The sequence below is a fragment of the Veillonella parvula genome (genome assembly GCF_032472435.1).
Taxonomy (GTDB): Bacteria; Bacillota; Negativicutes; order Veillonellales; family Veillonellaceae; genus Veillonella; species Veillonella parvula_N.
This window is the reverse complement of sequence record NZ_JAWEGM010000001.1, coordinates 405135-422168: the sequence shown is the minus strand read 5'-3', so window position 1 is coordinate 422168 and position 17034 is coordinate 405135. Positions and strand designations below refer to the sequence as shown.

General features: G+C 34.1%; 18 protein-coding genes. 11 read left to right on the top strand and 7 right to left on the bottom strand.

The window, feature by feature from the left end:
• Nucleotides 1–76 precede the first annotated feature (76 nt).
• The 6 genes from dapB (at nt 77) to E7A03_RS01870 (ending at nt 5363) form a co-directional block, all read left to right on the top strand.
• Nucleotides 77–874: a 4-hydroxy-tetrahydrodipicolinate reductase gene (dapB, locus tag E7A03_RS01895; RefSeq protein ID WP_316059625.1), complete on the top strand. Its 798-nt coding sequence runs from the start codon at nt 77–79 to the stop codon at nt 872–874.
• A 23-nt stretch (nt 875–897) separates the two neighbouring features.
• On the top strand, nt 898–1929 hold the full coding sequence (locus tag E7A03_RS01890) for an aspartate-semialdehyde dehydrogenase (protein ID WP_021148151.1): 1032 nt from the start codon (nt 898–900) through the stop codon (nt 1927–1929).
• A gap of 21 nt (nt 1930–1950) precedes the next feature.
• Entirely contained in the window at nt 1951–2838 is an 888-nt protein-coding gene (gene dapA, locus E7A03_RS01885) for a 4-hydroxy-tetrahydrodipicolinate synthase (RefSeq protein ID WP_316059624.1), read from the top strand.
• Between the two features lie 272 nt (nt 2839–3110).
• Entirely contained in the window at nt 3111–3503 is a 393-nt protein-coding gene (gene panD / locus E7A03_RS01880) for an aspartate 1-decarboxylase (protein ID WP_120054783.1), read from the top strand.
• Between the two features lie 70 nt (nt 3504–3573).
• On the top strand, nt 3574–4416 hold the full coding sequence (gene panC / locus E7A03_RS01875; RefSeq protein ID WP_316059623.1) for a pantoate--beta-alanine ligase: 843 nt from the start codon (nt 3574–3576) through the stop codon (nt 4414–4416).
• Nucleotides 4417–4427: 11 nt separating this feature from the next.
• The gene (locus E7A03_RS01870; RefSeq protein ID WP_287517694.1) at nt 4428–5363 is read left to right on the top strand and encodes a bile acid:sodium symporter family protein; all 936 of its coding nucleotides are present in this window, start codon (nt 4428–4430) and stop codon (nt 5361–5363) included.
• A 62-nt stretch (nt 5364–5425) separates the two neighbouring features.
• Here E7A03_RS01870 and lexA read toward each other — a convergent pair whose 3' ends face one another.
• Nucleotides 5426–6097 (bottom strand): transcriptional repressor LexA, encoded by a 672-nt coding sequence (gene lexA / locus E7A03_RS01865; protein ID WP_024061662.1) that lies wholly within the window; start codon nt 6095–6097, stop codon nt 5426–5428.
• Between the two features lie 254 nt (nt 6098–6351).
• Here lexA and E7A03_RS01860 point away from each other — a divergent pair, with 254 nt between their 5' ends.
• Nucleotides 6352–6660 carry a LysM peptidoglycan-binding domain-containing protein gene (locus tag E7A03_RS01860; RefSeq protein ID WP_302010283.1) on the top strand — a complete coding sequence of 103 codons (309 nt, stop codon included), beginning with the start codon at nt 6352–6354 and terminating at the stop codon, nt 6658–6660.
• A gap of 123 nt (nt 6661–6783) precedes the next feature.
• On the opposite strand, the gene E7A03_RS01855 is transcribed toward E7A03_RS01860, so the two are convergent.
• Nucleotides 6784–7794 (bottom strand): site-specific integrase, encoded by a 1011-nt coding sequence (locus E7A03_RS01855; RefSeq protein ID WP_316059622.1) that lies wholly within the window; start codon nt 7792–7794, stop codon nt 6784–6786.
• Nucleotides 7795–7900: 106 nt separating this feature from the next.
• Between E7A03_RS01855 and E7A03_RS01850 the strand changes: the two genes are divergently transcribed.
• Both E7A03_RS01850 and E7A03_RS01845 read left to right on the top strand, forming a co-directional pair.
• Nucleotides 7901–9247 (top strand): VanW family protein, encoded by a 1347-nt coding sequence (locus tag E7A03_RS01850; RefSeq protein ID WP_316059621.1) that lies wholly within the window; start codon nt 7901–7903, stop codon nt 9245–9247.
• A 193-nt stretch (nt 9248–9440) separates the two neighbouring features.
• Nucleotides 9441–10058: a phosphatase PAP2 family protein gene (locus tag E7A03_RS01845; RefSeq protein ID WP_287508877.1), complete on the top strand. Its 618-nt coding sequence runs from the start codon at nt 9441–9443 to the stop codon at nt 10056–10058.
• A gap of 172 nt (nt 10059–10230) precedes the next feature.
• Here E7A03_RS01845 and E7A03_RS01840 read toward each other — a convergent pair whose 3' ends face one another.
• Nucleotides 10231–11532: a hypothetical protein gene (locus E7A03_RS01840; RefSeq protein WP_101928279.1), complete on the bottom strand. Its 1302-nt coding sequence runs from the start codon at nt 11530–11532 to the stop codon at nt 10231–10233.
• A gap of 210 nt (nt 11533–11742) precedes the next feature.
• On the opposite strand from E7A03_RS01840, the gene E7A03_RS01835 reads away from it, so the two are divergent.
• The gene (locus E7A03_RS01835; protein WP_004695850.1) at nt 11743–11892 is read left to right on the top strand and encodes a hypothetical protein; all 150 of its coding nucleotides are present in this window, start codon (nt 11743–11745) and stop codon (nt 11890–11892) included.
• 105 nt (nt 11893–11997) lie between these two features.
• Here the strand turns inward: E7A03_RS01835 and E7A03_RS01830 are convergent, their stop codons facing one another.
• The 3 genes from E7A03_RS01830 to E7A03_RS01820 all read right to left on the bottom strand — a co-directional run bounded on the left by E7A03_RS01830 (nt 11998) and on the right by E7A03_RS01820 (nt 14730).
• Nucleotides 11998–12741, bottom strand: coding sequence for a DUF4241 domain-containing protein (locus E7A03_RS01830; protein WP_101928280.1), 744 nt, complete (start codon nt 12739–12741; stop codon nt 11998–12000).
• 1 nt (nt 12742) lies between these two features.
• Nucleotides 12743–13651, bottom strand: a complete 909-nt coding sequence (locus E7A03_RS01825) for an HAD family hydrolase (RefSeq protein WP_012864377.1) — start codon at nt 13649–13651, stop codon at nt 12743–12745.
• A 140-nt stretch (nt 13652–13791) separates the two neighbouring features.
• Entirely contained in the window at nt 13792–14730 is a 939-nt protein-coding gene (locus tag E7A03_RS01820) for a DUF1848 domain-containing protein (RefSeq protein WP_101928281.1), read from the bottom strand.
• Nucleotides 14731–14879: 149 nt separating this feature from the next.
• On the opposite strand from E7A03_RS01820, the gene E7A03_RS01815 reads away from it, so the two are divergent.
• On the top strand, nt 14880–15629 hold the full coding sequence (locus tag E7A03_RS01815) for a class I SAM-dependent methyltransferase (protein WP_101928282.1): 750 nt from the start codon (nt 14880–14882) through the stop codon (nt 15627–15629).
• A 70-nt stretch (nt 15630–15699) separates the two neighbouring features.
• Here E7A03_RS01815 and E7A03_RS01810 read toward each other — a convergent pair whose 3' ends face one another.
• Nucleotides 15700–16989, bottom strand: coding sequence for an amidohydrolase (locus tag E7A03_RS01810; RefSeq protein ID WP_287508873.1), 1290 nt, complete (start codon nt 16987–16989; stop codon nt 15700–15702).
• Nucleotides 16990–17034 lie beyond the last annotated feature (45 nt).

The following is a 17034-nucleotide window of genomic DNA, read 5'->3' as shown; positions in this document are numbered from 1 at the left end:
CTTTTCGTAAGAGTATATATAGCTATATAATCTATAAGGCCAGTGGATGCATCCACTGGCTTTTTTGGAGGTATATATGATTCGAGTAATGGTAAATGGCGCTGGCGGCAAAATGGGTCGTGAAGTGGTCAAAGCAGTACATAACGATCCTGATTTAACTTTAGTTGGTGGTATTGATCCGACTAAGGCAGGGGAAGATGTAGGCTCTGTAGCAGGAATCGAACAATTAGGTATCAAGATGAATGCCTCCATCGATGAGGTATTAGATACAAATAAACCTGATGTGATTGTAGATTTTACTAATCCTGCAGTTATTTATGAAAATGCGAAGAAAATGTTATCCACTGGGATTCATTTAGTCATCGGTACTACAGGATTGACCGCAGAACAACGTGATGAACTTGATACAATAGGTCGTTCCAATCAAGCGAATTGCTTAGTGGCGCCAAACTTTTCTCTTGGGGCAGTAATGATGATGAAAGTGTCTGCAGAGCTCGCTCCATATTTTCCTAATGTAGAAATTATAGAATTACATCATAATCACAAATACGATGCGCCTTCTGGCACAGCTATTTTAACAGCTAAATTGATTAATGATGCTAAACAAGCTGCTAAGGTAACTGCTGATGAGGATTTAACTCGTGAAAGCTTACCAGGTGCTCGTGGTGCTAAGGTTGACGATGTAACAATTCATAGTGTACGCCTTCCAGGTTATGTGGCTCATCAAGAAGTATTATTTGGTGGTTATGATGAAACATTAACCATACGTCATGATAGCTTAAGCCGTTTATCTTTTATGCCAGGCGTAGTATTAGCATGTAAAAAAATTACTTCTAAAACTGGCTTAACATACGGTTTAGAACATTATTTATAATTTTTGTGCAAGGAGATGTATCAATGAAAAAACCTAATGTTGCTATTCTAGGTGCTACTGGTGCAGTAGGTGCTGAATTTATTACACTTATTGAAGAACGTAACTTTCCTTATGAAAACTTAAAACTATTAGCTTCCGCTCGTTCTGCAGGTACAGAACTTACTGTGAATGGTAAAACATATATTGTAGAAGAAGCAAAACCTGAATCTTTTGATAATATTGATATTGCGCTATTTGCAGGTGGCTCTATATCTAAAACATTAGCGCCTGAAGCCGCTAAACGCGGTGCTATTGTAATTGATAACTCTAGTGCATTCCGTATGGATCCTGAAGTTCCACTCGTAGTACCAGAAGTTAACCCAGAAGATATTTTGAAACATAAAGGTATCATTGCAAATCCCAACTGCTCTACAATTATCATGAGTTTAGGATTAAAACCTCTTCATGATCTCTCTCCAATTAAACGTGTAGTTGTAAGTACATACCAAGCTGTATCTGGGGCAGGTAAAGAAGGTATTGAAGAACTTGAAAATCAAGTAAAACAATATACTGCAGGCGAAGAAATGACAGCAAATCTGTTGCCAACTGGCTCTGCTCCTAAACACTATCCTGTAGCATTCAACTTATTGCCACAAATTGATGTGTTCTTAGAAAATGATTATACTAAAGAAGAAATGAAGATGGTTTACGAAACGCAAAAAATTCTTCATGACGAAACTATTCAAGTAGTTCCAACTACAGTTCGTGTTCCTGTATATCGCTCTCATTCTGAATCTGTCTTGGTAGAAACAGCAGAACCTGTATCTGTAGAGGCTTTCAAGGCGGCATGTGAAAAATTCCCTGGTTTACAAGTTAAAGATAATCCTGCTGAACAAATTTACCCTATGCCATTGTATACATCTAATCAAAACGACTGTGAAATAGGTCGTATTCGTAAAGACTTATACAATGACAACGGTATGAACTTCTGGATTGTAGGGGACCAAATTCGTAAAGGTGCAGCTCTTAATGCGTTGCAAATTGCTGAGTACTTGGTGGAAAAACAAGCATTTTAATCTATCAAGGGGAGGATATATATGAAAACCTTTGGTCGAGTGTTAACAGCTATGGTGACATCCTTTAATAGTGATGGATCTGTAAATATTGAAAATTGTATAGATATCGCCAATTATCTGTTAGATAATGGCTCTGATGGTCTTGTAGTTTGTGGTACAACGGGTGAAAACCCAACTATGTCTAGAGACGAAAAATTAGCTCTATTTAATGCGATTGCAAAAGAATGTGGACATAAAGGTTCGATTATTGCCAATGTAGGCAGTAACGATACAAAAGCTTCTGCAGACTTTGTAAAGGAAGTCTCTAAAATCGATGGTATCGATGGTTTGCTAGTTGTAGTACCTTATTACAATAAACCTAACCAACAAGGCCAATATTTGCATTTTAAAACTATTGCAGAAGCTACTACATTGCCAATTATGGTGTATAATGTACCAAGTCGTGTGGGGACAGGTATTTTCCCAACTACCTTAGTTCAATTACATAACGAATATCCACATATTTGTGCTATCAAAGAGGCAAGTGGTAATTTAATGATTGCTTCTGAAATTAAGCGTTTAATGCCTGGAGATGATTTCATGGTATATAGTGGGGACGATGGTCTTACATTACCGATGTTATCTATTGGAGGATGTGGAGTCGTATCTGTAGTATCTCATATAGCAGGCAAAGATATGAATGCAATGATTCAAGCTTATGAATTTGGCCATAACTACGAAGCGATTCGTATTCATCAAGCTTTATCAGAAATTATAAAAGCGATGTTCATTACCACAAATCCGATTCCTATTAAATATGCAGCCCGTAAAATTGGCTTACCTGTGGGAAAATTTAATTTACCAATGTGTGAACCGACGTCTGATGAAGCAGCATATATTGATAAAGCATTAGCAGAATATCTAAAATAAAATATCAGTATAAAATAAAAACCAGTAACTACATTGTAGCTACTGGTTTTTATTTTATACTACAATCTTACTGTTATTTTTGATTAGAGTGACATTATTTGTATTATATTAATTGTATTTTAATGTAAAAATTTATAATTATGGTATAATTTCTCTGGAGATAGTATTTTTAACTATACTCTAGTCTACTGTTAATTCATGATAAACAGACAAATTGTGAAAGTTCGAACCGACCAATATGGCGGGTACATTTAAAACACAAGGAGTTTAGCATGATACTAACAATGTTAAAAGGTAAAATTCACAGAGCTACTGTGACACAAGCAGAGCTTGATTATGTAGGGAGCATTACAATTGATACAGATTTATTGAATGCATCCGGAATACGAGAATATGAACAAGTTCAAATTGTAAATATCAATAATGGAGCACGTTTTAGTACATATACTATTGCCGGAGAAGCAGGTAGTGGTGTTATATGTTTAAATGGTGCTGCTGCACGACATGTGCAAGTACATGATAAGATAATTATCATGTGTTATGCACAGCTTGATGAAAGCGAAGTTGAGAGCCATAATCCTCTCGTTGTATTTGTAGATAATAGTAATAAGATAAGTCATATAAAAAACTATGAGAAACATGGTTTATTAGTTGATCAAAAATAATTGTCATTGATCGAATTACAGTAGACTGTATAGGACTATCTTCGTATTTACAATATAACGGAGGAATATAATGGAAGTTATAACAACTATCGAAAATGTACGGAATACAGTAAATAGCTGGAGAAAAGAAGGTTATACAATTGGTTATGTACCAACCATGGGATTCTTACATGAAGGACATGCTGCATTAATAGATCAAGCTAGAAAAAATAACGATAAGGTCATTGTCTCTATATTTGTAAATCCTATTCAATTTGGAGAAAATGAAGACTTAAGTACTTACCCTCGTGATATTAATAGCGATAAAAAGTTATGTGAATCACATGGTGTCGATCTTATTTTTGCTCCAAATCCGGAGGAAATGTACCAAGATAAAAAGGCATTTGTAAACATTGCGGATTTATCTGATACATTGTGTGGTATTCGCAGACCAATTCACTTTAAAGGCGTTTGCACTGTGGTGGCAAAATTCTTTAATATTACTCAACCAACAAATGCGTATTTTGGTGAAAAAGATGCACAGCAATTAGCCATTATACGTAAAATGGTCTTTGATTTAAATTTTCCTGTCAATATTATTGGTGTTCCCATTGTTCGTGAAAAAGATGGTTTAGCAAAATCTTCTCGTAATACATATTTGTCTAGTGAAGAACGGAAAGCTGCAACCATATTGTATAAAGCTATTCAATTGGGAAAACAAACTATACAATATGGTTGCCCTGCTAAATGTATCATTGATACTATGACAGACACTATACAAACCGAACCACTTGCTAAAATAGATTATATTTCAGTTGTTGATGCTAAGACTATGCAACCTATACAAGAGGTTACTGCTCCAGTATTAGTGGCTATGGCCATATATATTGGCCCTACACGACTTATTGATAACTTCTCATACGATCCAAATTAAGGAGAGAAGTTATGAATCATTTACTTACACTCAATAACGTCCTTTCCAAATACTTGATTTTTATAATCCTAGGCTTTTCATGTATTGCCTATATAGTACCAGAATACTTTACTTGGGCAATCGCTTATACACCTTTTTTACTTGGTATAGCCATGTTTGGAATGGGGCTTACTATTAAGTTTGAAAGCTTATGTAGTATCCTTAGGCATCCAAAAGATATTTGTATTGGTGTACTTGCACAATATACGATAATGCCTCTATTAGCTTGGGGAATTTGCCATATATTTACCTTATCACCGGATATTGTTATTGGTGTAATATTAGTAGGTTGTTGTCCCGGTGGAACAGCCAGTAATGTTATAACCTATATTGCCAATGGTGATGTCCCTTTATCTGTAGGAATGACAATTACTTCAACATTAATAGCTCCCATAGTTACACCATTATTAATCTTATATATCGGTGGCGCATGGGTAGATGTTCAAGTACTACCTATGATGATTACTATGGTAAAAGTTATTATTGTGCCAATCTTATTGGGCGCAGTAATCCAATATGTATGTAAATCACATATCAATACTTTAACCAGCATTAGTCCAATCTTTTCAATGATTGCTATTATACTGTTAATAGCAGCCATTATTGCTATTAACAAAGAGAAACTATTGATTTCTGGGCTTGAAACACTTATTGTTGTTGGTATACATAATATACTAGGTCTACTACTAGGATTAGGTGTAGGAGCACTGCTTAAATTAAGATATGATAAAACTACAGCGCTAGCAATAGAGGTAGGAATGCAAAATAGTGGTTTAGCCGTAACATTGGCAGCAACAAATTTTGCATTAAATCCATTAGCAACGCTAGTAGGGGCTATTTTTAGTGTATGGCATAATATATCAGGTGCTATTTTTGCTACTCTACGGAGAGAAAATAGTTTACATTAAAAATAAACTTTATACATGCAACAAAAAAAACGGCAACAATATGTTGCCGTTTTTTTTGTTGCTTATATTCTATCCCGTACAAGACCGATTACAAGGCCCTCAATATGACAATCATCTACAATGATTGGAGCAAAATCATCATTTTCAGGTTGTAAACGAATATGACCATTTTCTTTATAAAAACGTTTTACGGTAGCCTCATCATCAATGCGAGCAACAACAACATCACCGTTATTAGCAGTATTTTGATGGCGCACGATGAGCATATCACCTTCATACATACCGATATTCATCATAGATTCGCCTTGAACACGAAGCAAGAAACAATCGGAATCACCAGTCAATTGAACTGGCAATGTAAGCGTGGACTCTAGGTTTTCTACTGCAGTAATAGGCATACCTGCTTGTACAGTGCCGATAAGAGGTACTTGTTTAAGTCCAGCCCCTAAAAACTCAAAGTTATCAGAGCTAGACGTTTCATTACCGGCTACTGAAATAGAAGGTTTAGTATCTTCTAATACAGTAATAGCACGATTTTTATTGGGATCACGTTTAATATAACCAAATTTTTCTAAAGTATTTAAGTGAGATTGAACGGTGGAAGTAGAACTTAGCCCTACATGTGTACAGATTTCACGAACTGTAGGACAACGATATTCATTATGTAATGAATCTTTTATAAATTCTAATATACGGCGCTGTTTTGTATTGATATCTGTAGCAGGGCGTCTCACGATAAACCTCCAAAGCCAATCTAATGTAAAAATAATGTTAACATTTCTATGCGTAAAAAATAACTCATATCATACTATATAATAAAAACATAAGGTATTTATTTAACTTATATCCCTATTATAGGAAATTTTGAAAGTTTTTGCAAACATTTGTTCTTAAACACTTGACCGAACATTCGTTCGTGTGCTATTATAAACATGTAAACAAACAAATGTTCTCAGATATTATGTTCGATGTAAATGTGAGGTATGAGATGAAAAATATATTGATGATGGTAGGAATGTGCTTAACAGTATTATTTGGTTATAATATGTCAAATCCTACAACAGAGGTAAATACACATAATATACGTGAAGTAAAGGTTCAAGCAGGCGATACAATGTGGGATATTGCAGCACGTACAGCTCATAAAGATATGGATGTTCGTGAAATGGTATATGCCATGAAGGAACTCAACAATATTAGCGATTCTGGTGCTCTTGTACCTGGTACAGTTTTAAAGGTACCAGCAAAGAAATCTGATAGTCCAGTTAGAGCTTTGGACTATATGGCTCAAAACTAAATATATATGGGTTAATCCCACGCAAAAAAGCAGCTACTCTAACAGAGATAGCTGCTTTTTGTTATCTAATGTATGTTATTAAACGATTTATAATTATTGTCTAAATCAACTGATTTATGATTGTTATCTAAATCGCTTTTCAAAAATTGTAGAGATAGGATTATCTACAAACTTATTTGCTTCATTGATATAACGACGAACCATATTTACACTATGATGACGTGTTTGTCGCATAATATTACGTTCTTCAACACCATAAGCTGCTGCAGTCGTTGCAAAGCCATGACGTAAACTATGAGCGCCATACATAGTCGGATCTAAACCAATAAGAGAAATATATTTTTTTACGATTTCTGCAATCATCTTATCGGATATAGCTGTTTTACGTAAAGACATATTTTTTGTAAACCCTCTAAATACAGGTCCCTCAGTAATACCAGAAGCACGTAACCATTGTTGTAAGGCTCGTACTGCATCTAACGGAGAACCAGATAAATGTGGGATAGCTACCACTGCACCCTGACCTTCTTGATCGGCCTTAGAGGATGCTACAAAGATTTCAACACCTTGTGGTGAAAATTGAAGATTTTCTACTGTAATAGCTGCAATCTCACTGCGCCGGAAAGCACCCATAAAGCCAATCAAAAGAATAGCTTTATCGCGCAATAATTGAAGTTCCGGCACGTCTAGCTTATTCATACAGTCTATAATATCTTCAATATCTTCTAACAAAACTGGGGTTTTTCCTTGTTGGAATGTTCCTTTTAATCGTCTAATACCACGTAAGGCCTGTTTAACGATAGGAGCCATACATGGATTATCTCTTTGGCCAGAAGCATTAAAATTTTCAGATATAGCACTAATACGACGTGAAATTGTATTTGCTTTTGCATAATCTGCTAGATCGTTAATATAATTTACTATTGTTTCTGGTGTAGCTGGAAAATAAGATACCTTTTGATAAGTACACCAATCTACGAAATCGTCCCAATCCGATTCGTAAGCATCAACAGTATTCTCAGCCTTAGATAACAATATGCTTTGTTTTGCTTTCATAGACAACTTTGTACTATTCATAAGCGCATCATTATTGCGCAAATAAAAATGTTTTTGTTGTTTCTTAGACTCTGACATAATTCACCCTTACCTATAAAATATCAATATAATTGTACCATAGATTAGATCTTTATATGCTATAATTAGAGAATATAATAACTTATTCGGGAGCGTTTACGAATACATGACGAAGAAATACATATTAGTAGGAACAGTACTTGTTCTTTTGGGTACAAGTGGTTGCTCATACATTCCAACAGAAAATATTTCTTATGGTGTATATTATAATGATACAGATCTATCAAATACACCAAAGAACGAATTACAAGCACGTTTACAAGAGGTGAATGATAAGATACCTCAGACTATATCTATCGATATGGGAAATAATAAAAAACAACAAGCCACATATCATGATTTAGGTATTCAATTCGATACAGAGGCTATGGTAAAAGCTATTTCCACATACGGCTATGAGGATGATATGTGGACAGTATTGTCACATAGATTTAATGGTTTATTTTATGGTCATCATTTTAAACCACAATATAAGTTAGACGAAGTAAAGGGTAAAACATATCTCACTGAGTTAGCAAAAACAATAGATACGCCTGGTCATGATGCATTTCTTACTGTTGAAAATGGACAAGTAGTAATACATCCGGCGAAAGAAGGCAAGCGTATTGATATTGATGCCACCCTCAAAAAGCTAAAAGATGATTTACAGACTGGCGATAGTATAAACTCTCTTTCCATGGTATTTACTACGCAGAATACGGTAAAAGTTACCGATGCTGATTTAAAACCATTAAATACAGTATTGGCATCCTTCACAACGGAATTTGATCCTAGCAATGAAAGCAGAACACATAATATCCAATTAGCTTCTGATAAGATAAATGGTACACTCATTAAGCCCGGCGAACAATTCTCTTTTAACGATGTTGTAGGAGAACGTACTGCAGAAGCTGGCTATGATGATGCGCCCGTTATGATTGATGGCAAATTAGTTCCTGGTATCGGTGGTGGTATTTGCCAAGTAAGTTCCACTATATTCAATACAGCTTTATTATCTGGGATGAATATTATTGAACGTACACCTCACTTTGAACCAGTTGGATATATTCAAGCTGGCAGAGATGCTACAGTAGCTTGGGGCTATTTAGATTTTAAGTTTAGAAATCCGTACCAACATTCTATTTATATCTTAAGTGTTATGAATAATGGTACGTTAACTATTTACATTATAGGTACAGCTGAAGATAAACCAAAAAATGTATCTATCTCTGTAGGCGATTATGGTGAGATTCCAAATAAAACAATAACTAAGGTAGATCCATCTTTAAAAGAAAAAGAGGTACAAGAGGGCCATGTAGGCTTAAAAATGAATACGTATAGAACCATTACATATGGTAACTGGGTTACTCAAACTGATTTCTTTGAGTCTATATATGACCCTGTAGATACGATTATTACAATGCCTGCAACACCTGAAGCGCCACCTAAGAAAACAGATAAAAAGAAATCATAACTATAGCTTTTATGAAATATAGCCTAAACTATTGACCATTGTATATAAATAGTTTAGGCTATTATTTGGGCTGTAAATGAGAAATCATTATATACGTAAATAAATTAGTATAGATTAATTATTAAAATAAAAAGCATAATAAGACATTCTCAATAATTATCATTTAGGAAAAAGTAGACTAGAAGAGGAATTTATGGACACAATTTTACAATTTGATCACTCTTTAATCTTCTATGTACATGAACATTTTGTATATAGTTTTTTAACACCAATTATGGCATTTATTTCAAAAATTACAAGTAATGGCGCATTATGGATTATAATAGCTTTATTATTAATGCTACAAAAAAAATATCGTGTTTTAGGCGTGGCGATTATTATTGCTTTAGGATTTGTTTTTATAATTGGCGACCAAGGTTTAAAACCAAATGTAGCTAGATTAAGACCATTTGTTGATTTTCCAAATGTAACGGTACCGTTGGAATCTGCACTACCAAAAGCTACAAGCTATTCATTCCCATCAGGTCATAGCTTTGGTTCATTCGCATCAGCCATGACTATTTACCTAGGCTTAGGCCAAATAGCACCTCAGAAGCGATATTTAGGGATTTTAGCATTGTTAGGTTCAATAGTAGTAGCATTCTCTAGAGTTTACTTATTTGCACATTATCCAACAGATGTATTAACAGGTTTAGTATTAGGAATCATCGTAGGATTCATTGCCTGGAAGTTAGCAAGAATCGGCTGGAACTGGTGGAATAACCGCCATAATGATGTAGAATACGAACCATACACATTTAAACGTAAATAAGCAAAAAACTATATAACACAAGGGATTGGGCCATTTAGGCCCAATTTTTGGCATTAAATTACTTCCGATAATATATCGTTATCGGAAGTAATTTATATTAAAAACAAAAACTAGCCTATAAGTCTATAAGCTAGTTTATTTTAGTTAATCATAATAATCAGTAAAAAATTAATTATTTATCATATGAATCTATTTCTTTTATATATTCCGCTAACTCAGGTTCATCAATAGTAACTTTATCAAACTTAGGTTCAATAATTATATTACCGTTATAATCCATTAGGCCATATTTCCCTTTAGATTTATAAACAAATAAAGCTTTATAAAATGATGTTATATCGTCATCATAATGTGGTAATTTAAATAATTTATAACCTGAGTTTGTATCAATTACATATTTTATTTTATCATAAGTTGCTGTAGTAACTTTATTTAATACATAATTAGGCTTTGATGTATCTATACTATCAAAAACATCAGCATAAAATACACCTGAACTAGCATTAAAAATACTATTACCATATGAATCTTTCAAAATAAAGCTACGATCACTTAATCTTTCATAAGAATAGTTATTCGTAGCAACTATAGTTTGATCTAATGAGTCTACAATACCATACCTATTATTTTCATCAGTCACAACAAAGTACTTAAACCCTTTACCTAAATGTTTTATAGATTTATATTTAGGAGGAATAACGATTATATTATCCTTTGTCTTCATACCATATAAAGTATTACCTTTATCATTTACTTCTGAAAATAAATCATAAACATCTGATGGAGCTCTACTATAAAAATTCTCATCAGAATATGAATCACCTCCCGCACCATCATTATTACGTATTTCTATATAATCATTTCTGTTAATAAGGTCTATAGCTTCATCAACACTAAGTAAAACACCATTTTCTGTAAGATATTTTGTATAATCATCTATAGTATATAATTTATAAAGATATTTTTTATCTTTTCTAGACCAATATTTGGTAATACTCTCTTTGATACTTCTAATAGGACTATCAATAATTGGATTGCCGCTTACTCTATTATATACATACCAATATTCTCCTTTTTTACCTAATATTATAGTATCACTTAAATCATCATAATCAGTAATCACATCATTAATAGCATATGTACCATCTAAGTTTAATAATTTAAAGCCCCCATTAGTGAAAGCTTTAGCAAATTTATAATAGAACTCATATTCATACCCTACTGGTAAATAGGCTAGTTCAACTAAATTTACATATCGTTTTTGACCATTTTCATAAAATGATCCATATACATAGTTATTATTATATCCTTTTATATACTCCACATGTAAGTTATCATATGGGCCCAATATCCATTGTCCTTTTTCATCAACAATGGTATTGCCAGTTTGGGATTCTAATGTAATATATTCTTTTGCAGCTATTATATTACATGCAACCAATGCTATTGCAAAGCTTAATATAAACTTTCTCATAAAGCACTCCATTACACAACACATCAATAGTTGATTTCATATTAACATATTTATATTCTTTAAATAAACTATACTTTTCATATTCTTAATTATTCTATATGCCAATAAAGTATTATTATTACATAAAATTTATATTGAATTTTCTAGAATTAGATTGTAAAATAGTAATATAAATTATCTAATTTACTCATACTCTTATGGAGGAATTTTATGTGCTGGTGTGATATTGTAAGTAAAGCCAAAATTGGCGGTTTAAAACATTTAGGAAATGGCATGGAGAGTTCTTTAAGATTTCTTGCTGAAATGGTTGTTGGTTTAAGTATTATTCGCGTGTTAGTTAACTGGGTTTTTGGTATCTAATTTCTCAGATGAATATGAACATATTAATAGGCGCTTAGTTATCTAAGCGCCTTATTTTTATATTTTTTGATTTATAAAATTGGTTCCTTAACTACACCCAGTATATTATTCATATGCTTCACTGCAATCAATGTATTCCATAATAATTTGGCAGATCTGACCATCTTTATCAAATGCCCAGTATACTGGATATAAACCATCGCCAAATCCAGATTGAATCATCGGTACGGTCAATTTTGTATCAGGAATTGTAAAGTTAATCCAATCTCCTTTAGAACGTTGGTATTGTGGATATGCCATAGCATTTAATTGGAATAAATCACTATAATAGTCATCGTATATATTTTTTTCAGGGTAGTTTATATGCCATTGTTCATAAAACTTATTATATATTTCAATTGTTTGTGCATCTACAATTGTAGCTAAACCTGAATCTACAGGAAATCCAATATAGGTATCTCCATCATCTAAATCGGTTAAGTCTTCAGTTCCTTTTAATGCTAATTCATAGTATACAGGTTCATTGCCACTAAAAACAACTCGACTAGCTACATAACGATATTCATTTGGTTCCATTTCGATTATCTTAGTCTCTAACAGATACGTACCTGGTGTTACCTGTCTAAGATATGTATCTGGTTTGCTTGGCAATGTTACTAGAGGATCACAACACGTAATATAACCTGTTGGAAAATTTACCGTCCACATAGGTAATGTGTGTAACGGAAATCCTTTTAACTCTTTTCGGTTAAATAAATCATGATATGGTACGGTAGGTTTTAATTTACCTTCAGAACCTAATCGGTTAAAGGTTTGAATCCATTCGCTAGTTAATTTAGATTGTTCCATATTACTCCTCGGCTTCGTATTTACAATGAATATATTCGCCTTCTAATACTTCATAGGCTGCGGTTTTACGAATAATTTGCTTCACTAATGTATCTAGTTTTGAACCATTAGAATAGTCTGCAGGTGCATAATAACGGATACGATGATGACGCATCATCTTATATACCTTTTCTTTATCTTTCTTAAATGGATCATATACACCTATAGAATGACCCCCATTAGCGTTCACAAGACTCATACAAGGAATATCTGTATCGCTATCTCCAATATAAATCATGTTACGGAACGGCACACGTTGATTTTCAGGCTTAATGTAATCATTAACACCAGTATCATTAATATCGAGAATTCCTTTTTGAATACGGAACAAAAATTGCGTCTTATTCGTATAGTTAATGGCTTGTGCGGGCCAAACAGCTACACCTTTATCATCGAACATAAATGCACTGGCATAGATTTTGGTAAAAGCCCCCTCTTTTGCCATTTCAGTGCCTTCGATCATTTCTTTTAAGCCAGACGAAATAATATAATGTTCAATCTTAACGCCTTGTTCTAAGCCATATTGACGAATGCGTTCAAACCAAGTCCGTACCCCTTCGTATAATTCTACTTGATTGCCGTATTCCATGAGCTTATCTTTTGTTACATAGAAATGGCCTACTGCTTCTTGAATCATTTTGTACATATAGGCTAAGTTATTATCCATATCATGTTTTTTAGCCAATTGATTTGATTCATGCCAAAATTGTTTGATTTGCTCTTCGTTATAGCCTACCGATTGAATGAATCCTTGTGCCTGCATATCGTCAGGGGTTAATGTCTTATCAAAGTCGTAACACATTGCTAACACGGGCATAGATGAGTCAGATGATTGTAAATTATCTTTACTATCTTTCTTATACGTTATCATAAATGCACCTCCTTTTAAACTAAACAAAAAATATATTTACACTCTCTTATATTCCTGAGATACCTGCTTGACAACCCCTTTGGTATCTATTTTACACGATAAGTCAATTCATTTAATTTAATAATTCCTCGTAATTCTCTCTAAAATAAGCTATCCTGTGTTACAGTTTCTTTTACAATCCAGCTCTTTTCCGTACTTTCTTTGATAATTTCTCTTTTTGAAAGTCTTCCAATAAGTAAGCTAGAATTTGGGTCATGATGTAAACGATTATATCGAACCACCGCTTGATTAGTATTAGCATAACAATAACGGCAAAAGTGGCTACAGCTATCATAGGCTCCAATATCACCATGTAAATAACAATTACATTCTGGTCGTGCTGGCGCGCGTTTAGGTGCTTTTAATTTTATATTCCAGGCCCTTTCATAACAATCTAAGGTTAAACACCCTTCTGTATCAGCACCAAGCTTTTTAAAGATATCCCCTTCTCCACAGGTTTTAAGATTCATATGATTGGAATGAGCTATGGAAACAAATTCTTTAATGATCTTAGTTTGAACATCTAAACTTGGTCTATATCCTTCTGGAAAATTCTGAGCCACCTTATCAAATATATCTAAAAAGCTAACAACAACTGTATCTGTATAACTTTTAAGGGCTTGAGCCATTTTGTAAAAGCTTTCACAATGAAAATCAACGGTATATTCATTGGTTAAAATGATAGGATCATAGCGCCACACCATAGATTGAGAATTAAGCTGTTTAGAAATATGTTTAAATCCTTCTATAACAGACGTATAAGTTGGCACGTAGGGTTCAATATCAGTTCCATAAGGCGTTATAGTCATATGCCAGTATTGTCTGTAATCAACAATTTCATTTAGTAGTGGAATAAACGGTAAAGGATTCTTTGTACAGAATGCAATCCCATCTACCACCTCTTGATTAATTGGATACCGTGTCACCTGTAGGGGATTATAAGGGTTACGAACATCTACAAAACCTTCACGTATACGATTGATTAGCCATTGCCCATAAAAAGCAGGAATATCTGTACGTTGCCCAGTCTGTAATATCATAGCCCCTGCCCTTTCAGTAAAATAAAAACATAGGAGTATTATATCATATCTAATAGTAAGTATTTATGGAGTTAATGTGATTTTTGCTGTATAGTTCATTATTATTTTATGGTACTATACATACTATAGAATATGAGGAGAACTAAATTATGAATGATATTTTTGAACGCAACCATCCTATGAAGGATGATAAAGAATTTATTACATCCTATTGGGCAGATCGAGCTCACGATTTTGGCGCTTTACGTGCAAAAGAATTGGAAAGTCCCAAACTAAAATTATGGAGAGAAGAATTAACTAGTCATATATTTGATTCTGATAGATCTTTACGAATATTAGATATTGGATGTGGAGCCGGCTTTTTTAGTATTATACTATCTCAACTTGGTCATACAGTGCATGGCATTGATATTACACCTAATATGATAGATGAGGCAAATCAACTAGCAGAGTCCCTCGATTGTGATGCAACCTTTTCTGTGATGGATGCAGAGAATCTAGGATTTGATACTAATACCTTTGATATCGTTGTGGCCAGAAATGTAACGTGGAATTTACCCCATCCTGACAAAGCCTATGCCGAATGGTTTCGCGTCATTCGCCCAGGCGGTTTGATTTTAAACTATGATGCGGAACATGCTCGTAATCATCATAATGTACCACAATCTGTTCATCATGCCCATGAACATGTAAGCAACGAATTAAAAGAACGATGTCACACCATTTATCATATGCTCGACATTTCGTCTTATACACGACCTCAATGGGATAAAGAACTACTTACTAAATTAGGTGCTAGTTCTGTTACCATTGATCTAACTGTAGGTCCGCGCCTTTACAATGAGGAAGACGAGTTTTATATTCCTGTCCCCATGTTCTTGGTGAAAGCAATTAAATAAATCTATATAATATATAACACAAAACCCACTCTATGATTATCATGAGTGGGTTTTGTGTTTAGATTAACTGCTAATTACTAAAATATACCTGAGCTTTATCAATCTCTGCCCGTAGTTTTTCTTCATCAATTGTAAGCAGTTCTTTGTCTTTCATAAGAACTTTACCACCCACAATTGTAGTATTTACATCGGAGCTATTAGCAGAGTATACAAGAGCTGCTAAATCATTGTAACGAGGCATCCAGTGCATACCAGATACATCATATAGCACGATATCTGCACGATAGCCTTTATCTAATACACCAAGATCTGTATATCCCAATGCTTTTGCACCTTCTACAGTGCCCATGTTCCATGCGGCTTGAGCAGGAATAGCCTTTGGATCATAAAGACGTGCTTTATGTAATGTTGCTGCAAGACGTACTTCTTCAAGCATATCCGCGTTATTATTAGAAGCGGAGCCATCTGTACCAAGACCAACCGTAATACCTTTGGCAATCATTTCAGGTACTGGTGCAATACCACTAGCTAATTTTAAATTAGATTGTGGGTTATGAGCTACGGCTACATTATTTTCAGACATAATAGCCATATCTTCGTCTGTCACATGAACGCAGTGTGCGGCTAAGGTAGTATTCCAGAATAAACCTAAATCATGCATATGAGCAATTGGTGTCTTACCAGTAGCTTTCATAACATTCTCCACTTCTCCTATTGTTTCGGACAAGTGCATATGAATACCACAATTTAATTCATGAGATAAGGCAATCACCTTTTCCATATAATCATCAGGGCAAGTATATGGTGCATGTGGTCCAAGCAATACTTTGATGCGGTCATTATCAAAGCCATTCCAAGTGCGGAATAAGTCAGCATTTTCAACTAATGCTTGATCTGCTGTTGGAGAAACACCTGCTAATCCACGAGATAATACAGATCGAATGCCAGTTTCTTTTACCACCTCAGCTGTAGTATTCATAAAGAAATACATGTCGCTAAAAGTTGTGGTACCAGTGCGTAGCATTTCAGCAATGCCAAGTTGTGTGCCGTACCGTACATAATCGTCGTTTAACTTTGCTTCTGTGGGCCAAATAGCCGTTTCAAGCCATTCCATAAGCTCAAGATCATCTGCATAGTTTCTAAAAAGGCCCATCGCAATATGGGTATGTGTATTTATAAGACCTGGCGCAGCCAATTGGCCTTTACCTTCTAACACTTCTTTAGCAGAATCTTTTACTTTTGTAGCTTCACTATCGTTTAAAATAGCTGTAATATAACCATTTTTGATTTCAATGGCATGATTTTTTAGAACACCCTCATCGGTGAGGACGTCTACATGAGTAATCAATAAATCAGACATAGTCTTCCCTCATAGGTATAACCGAGCCATAATAGCTCGGTTATA

Coding starts and splice junctions, on each gene's coding strand:
- dapB (WP_316059625.1), top strand. CDS start 77: ATGATTCGAGTAATGGTAAATGGCGCTGGCGGCAAAATGGGTCGTGAA.
- E7A03_RS01890 (WP_021148151.1), top strand. CDS start 898: ATGAAAAAACCTAATGTTGCTATTCTAGGTGCTACTGGTGCAGTAGGT.
- dapA (WP_316059624.1), top strand. CDS start 1,951: ATGAAAACCTTTGGTCGAGTGTTAACAGCTATGGTGACATCCTTTAAT.
- panD (WP_120054783.1), top strand. CDS start 3,111: ATGATACTAACAATGTTAAAAGGTAAAATTCACAGAGCTACTGTGACA.
- panC (WP_316059623.1), top strand. CDS start 3,574: ATGGAAGTTATAACAACTATCGAAAATGTACGGAATACAGTAAATAGC.
- E7A03_RS01870 (WP_287517694.1), top strand. CDS start 4,428: ATGAATCATTTACTTACACTCAATAACGTCCTTTCCAAATACTTGATT.
- E7A03_RS01860 (WP_302010283.1), top strand. CDS start 6,352: ATGAAAAATATATTGATGATGGTAGGAATGTGCTTAACAGTATTATTT.
- E7A03_RS01855 (WP_316059622.1), bottom strand. CDS start 7,794: ATGTCAGAGTCTAAGAAACAACAAAAACATTTTTATTTGCGCAATAAT.
- E7A03_RS01850 (WP_316059621.1), top strand. CDS start 7,901: ATGACGAAGAAATACATATTAGTAGGAACAGTACTTGTTCTTTTGGGT.
- E7A03_RS01845 (WP_287508877.1), top strand. CDS start 9,441: ATGGACACAATTTTACAATTTGATCACTCTTTAATCTTCTATGTACAT.
- E7A03_RS01840 (WP_101928279.1), bottom strand. CDS start 11,532: ATGAGAAAGTTTATATTAAGCTTTGCAATAGCATTGGTTGCATGTAAT.
- E7A03_RS01835 (WP_004695850.1), top strand. CDS start 11,743: ATGTGCTGGTGTGATATTGTAAGTAAAGCCAAAATTGGCGGTTTAAAA.
- E7A03_RS01830 (WP_101928280.1), bottom strand. CDS start 12,741: ATGGAACAATCTAAATTAACTAGCGAATGGATTCAAACCTTTAACCGA.
- E7A03_RS01825 (WP_012864377.1), bottom strand. CDS start 13,651: ATGATAACGTATAAGAAAGATAGTAAAGATAATTTACAATCATCTGAC.
- E7A03_RS01820 (WP_101928281.1), bottom strand. CDS start 14,730: ATGATATTACAGACTGGGCAACGTACAGATATTCCTGCTTTTTATGGG.
- E7A03_RS01815 (WP_101928282.1), top strand. CDS start 14,880: ATGAATGATATTTTTGAACGCAACCATCCTATGAAGGATGATAAAGAA.
- E7A03_RS01810 (WP_287508873.1), bottom strand. CDS start 16,989: ATGTCTGATTTATTGATTACTCATGTAGACGTCCTCACCGATGAGGGT.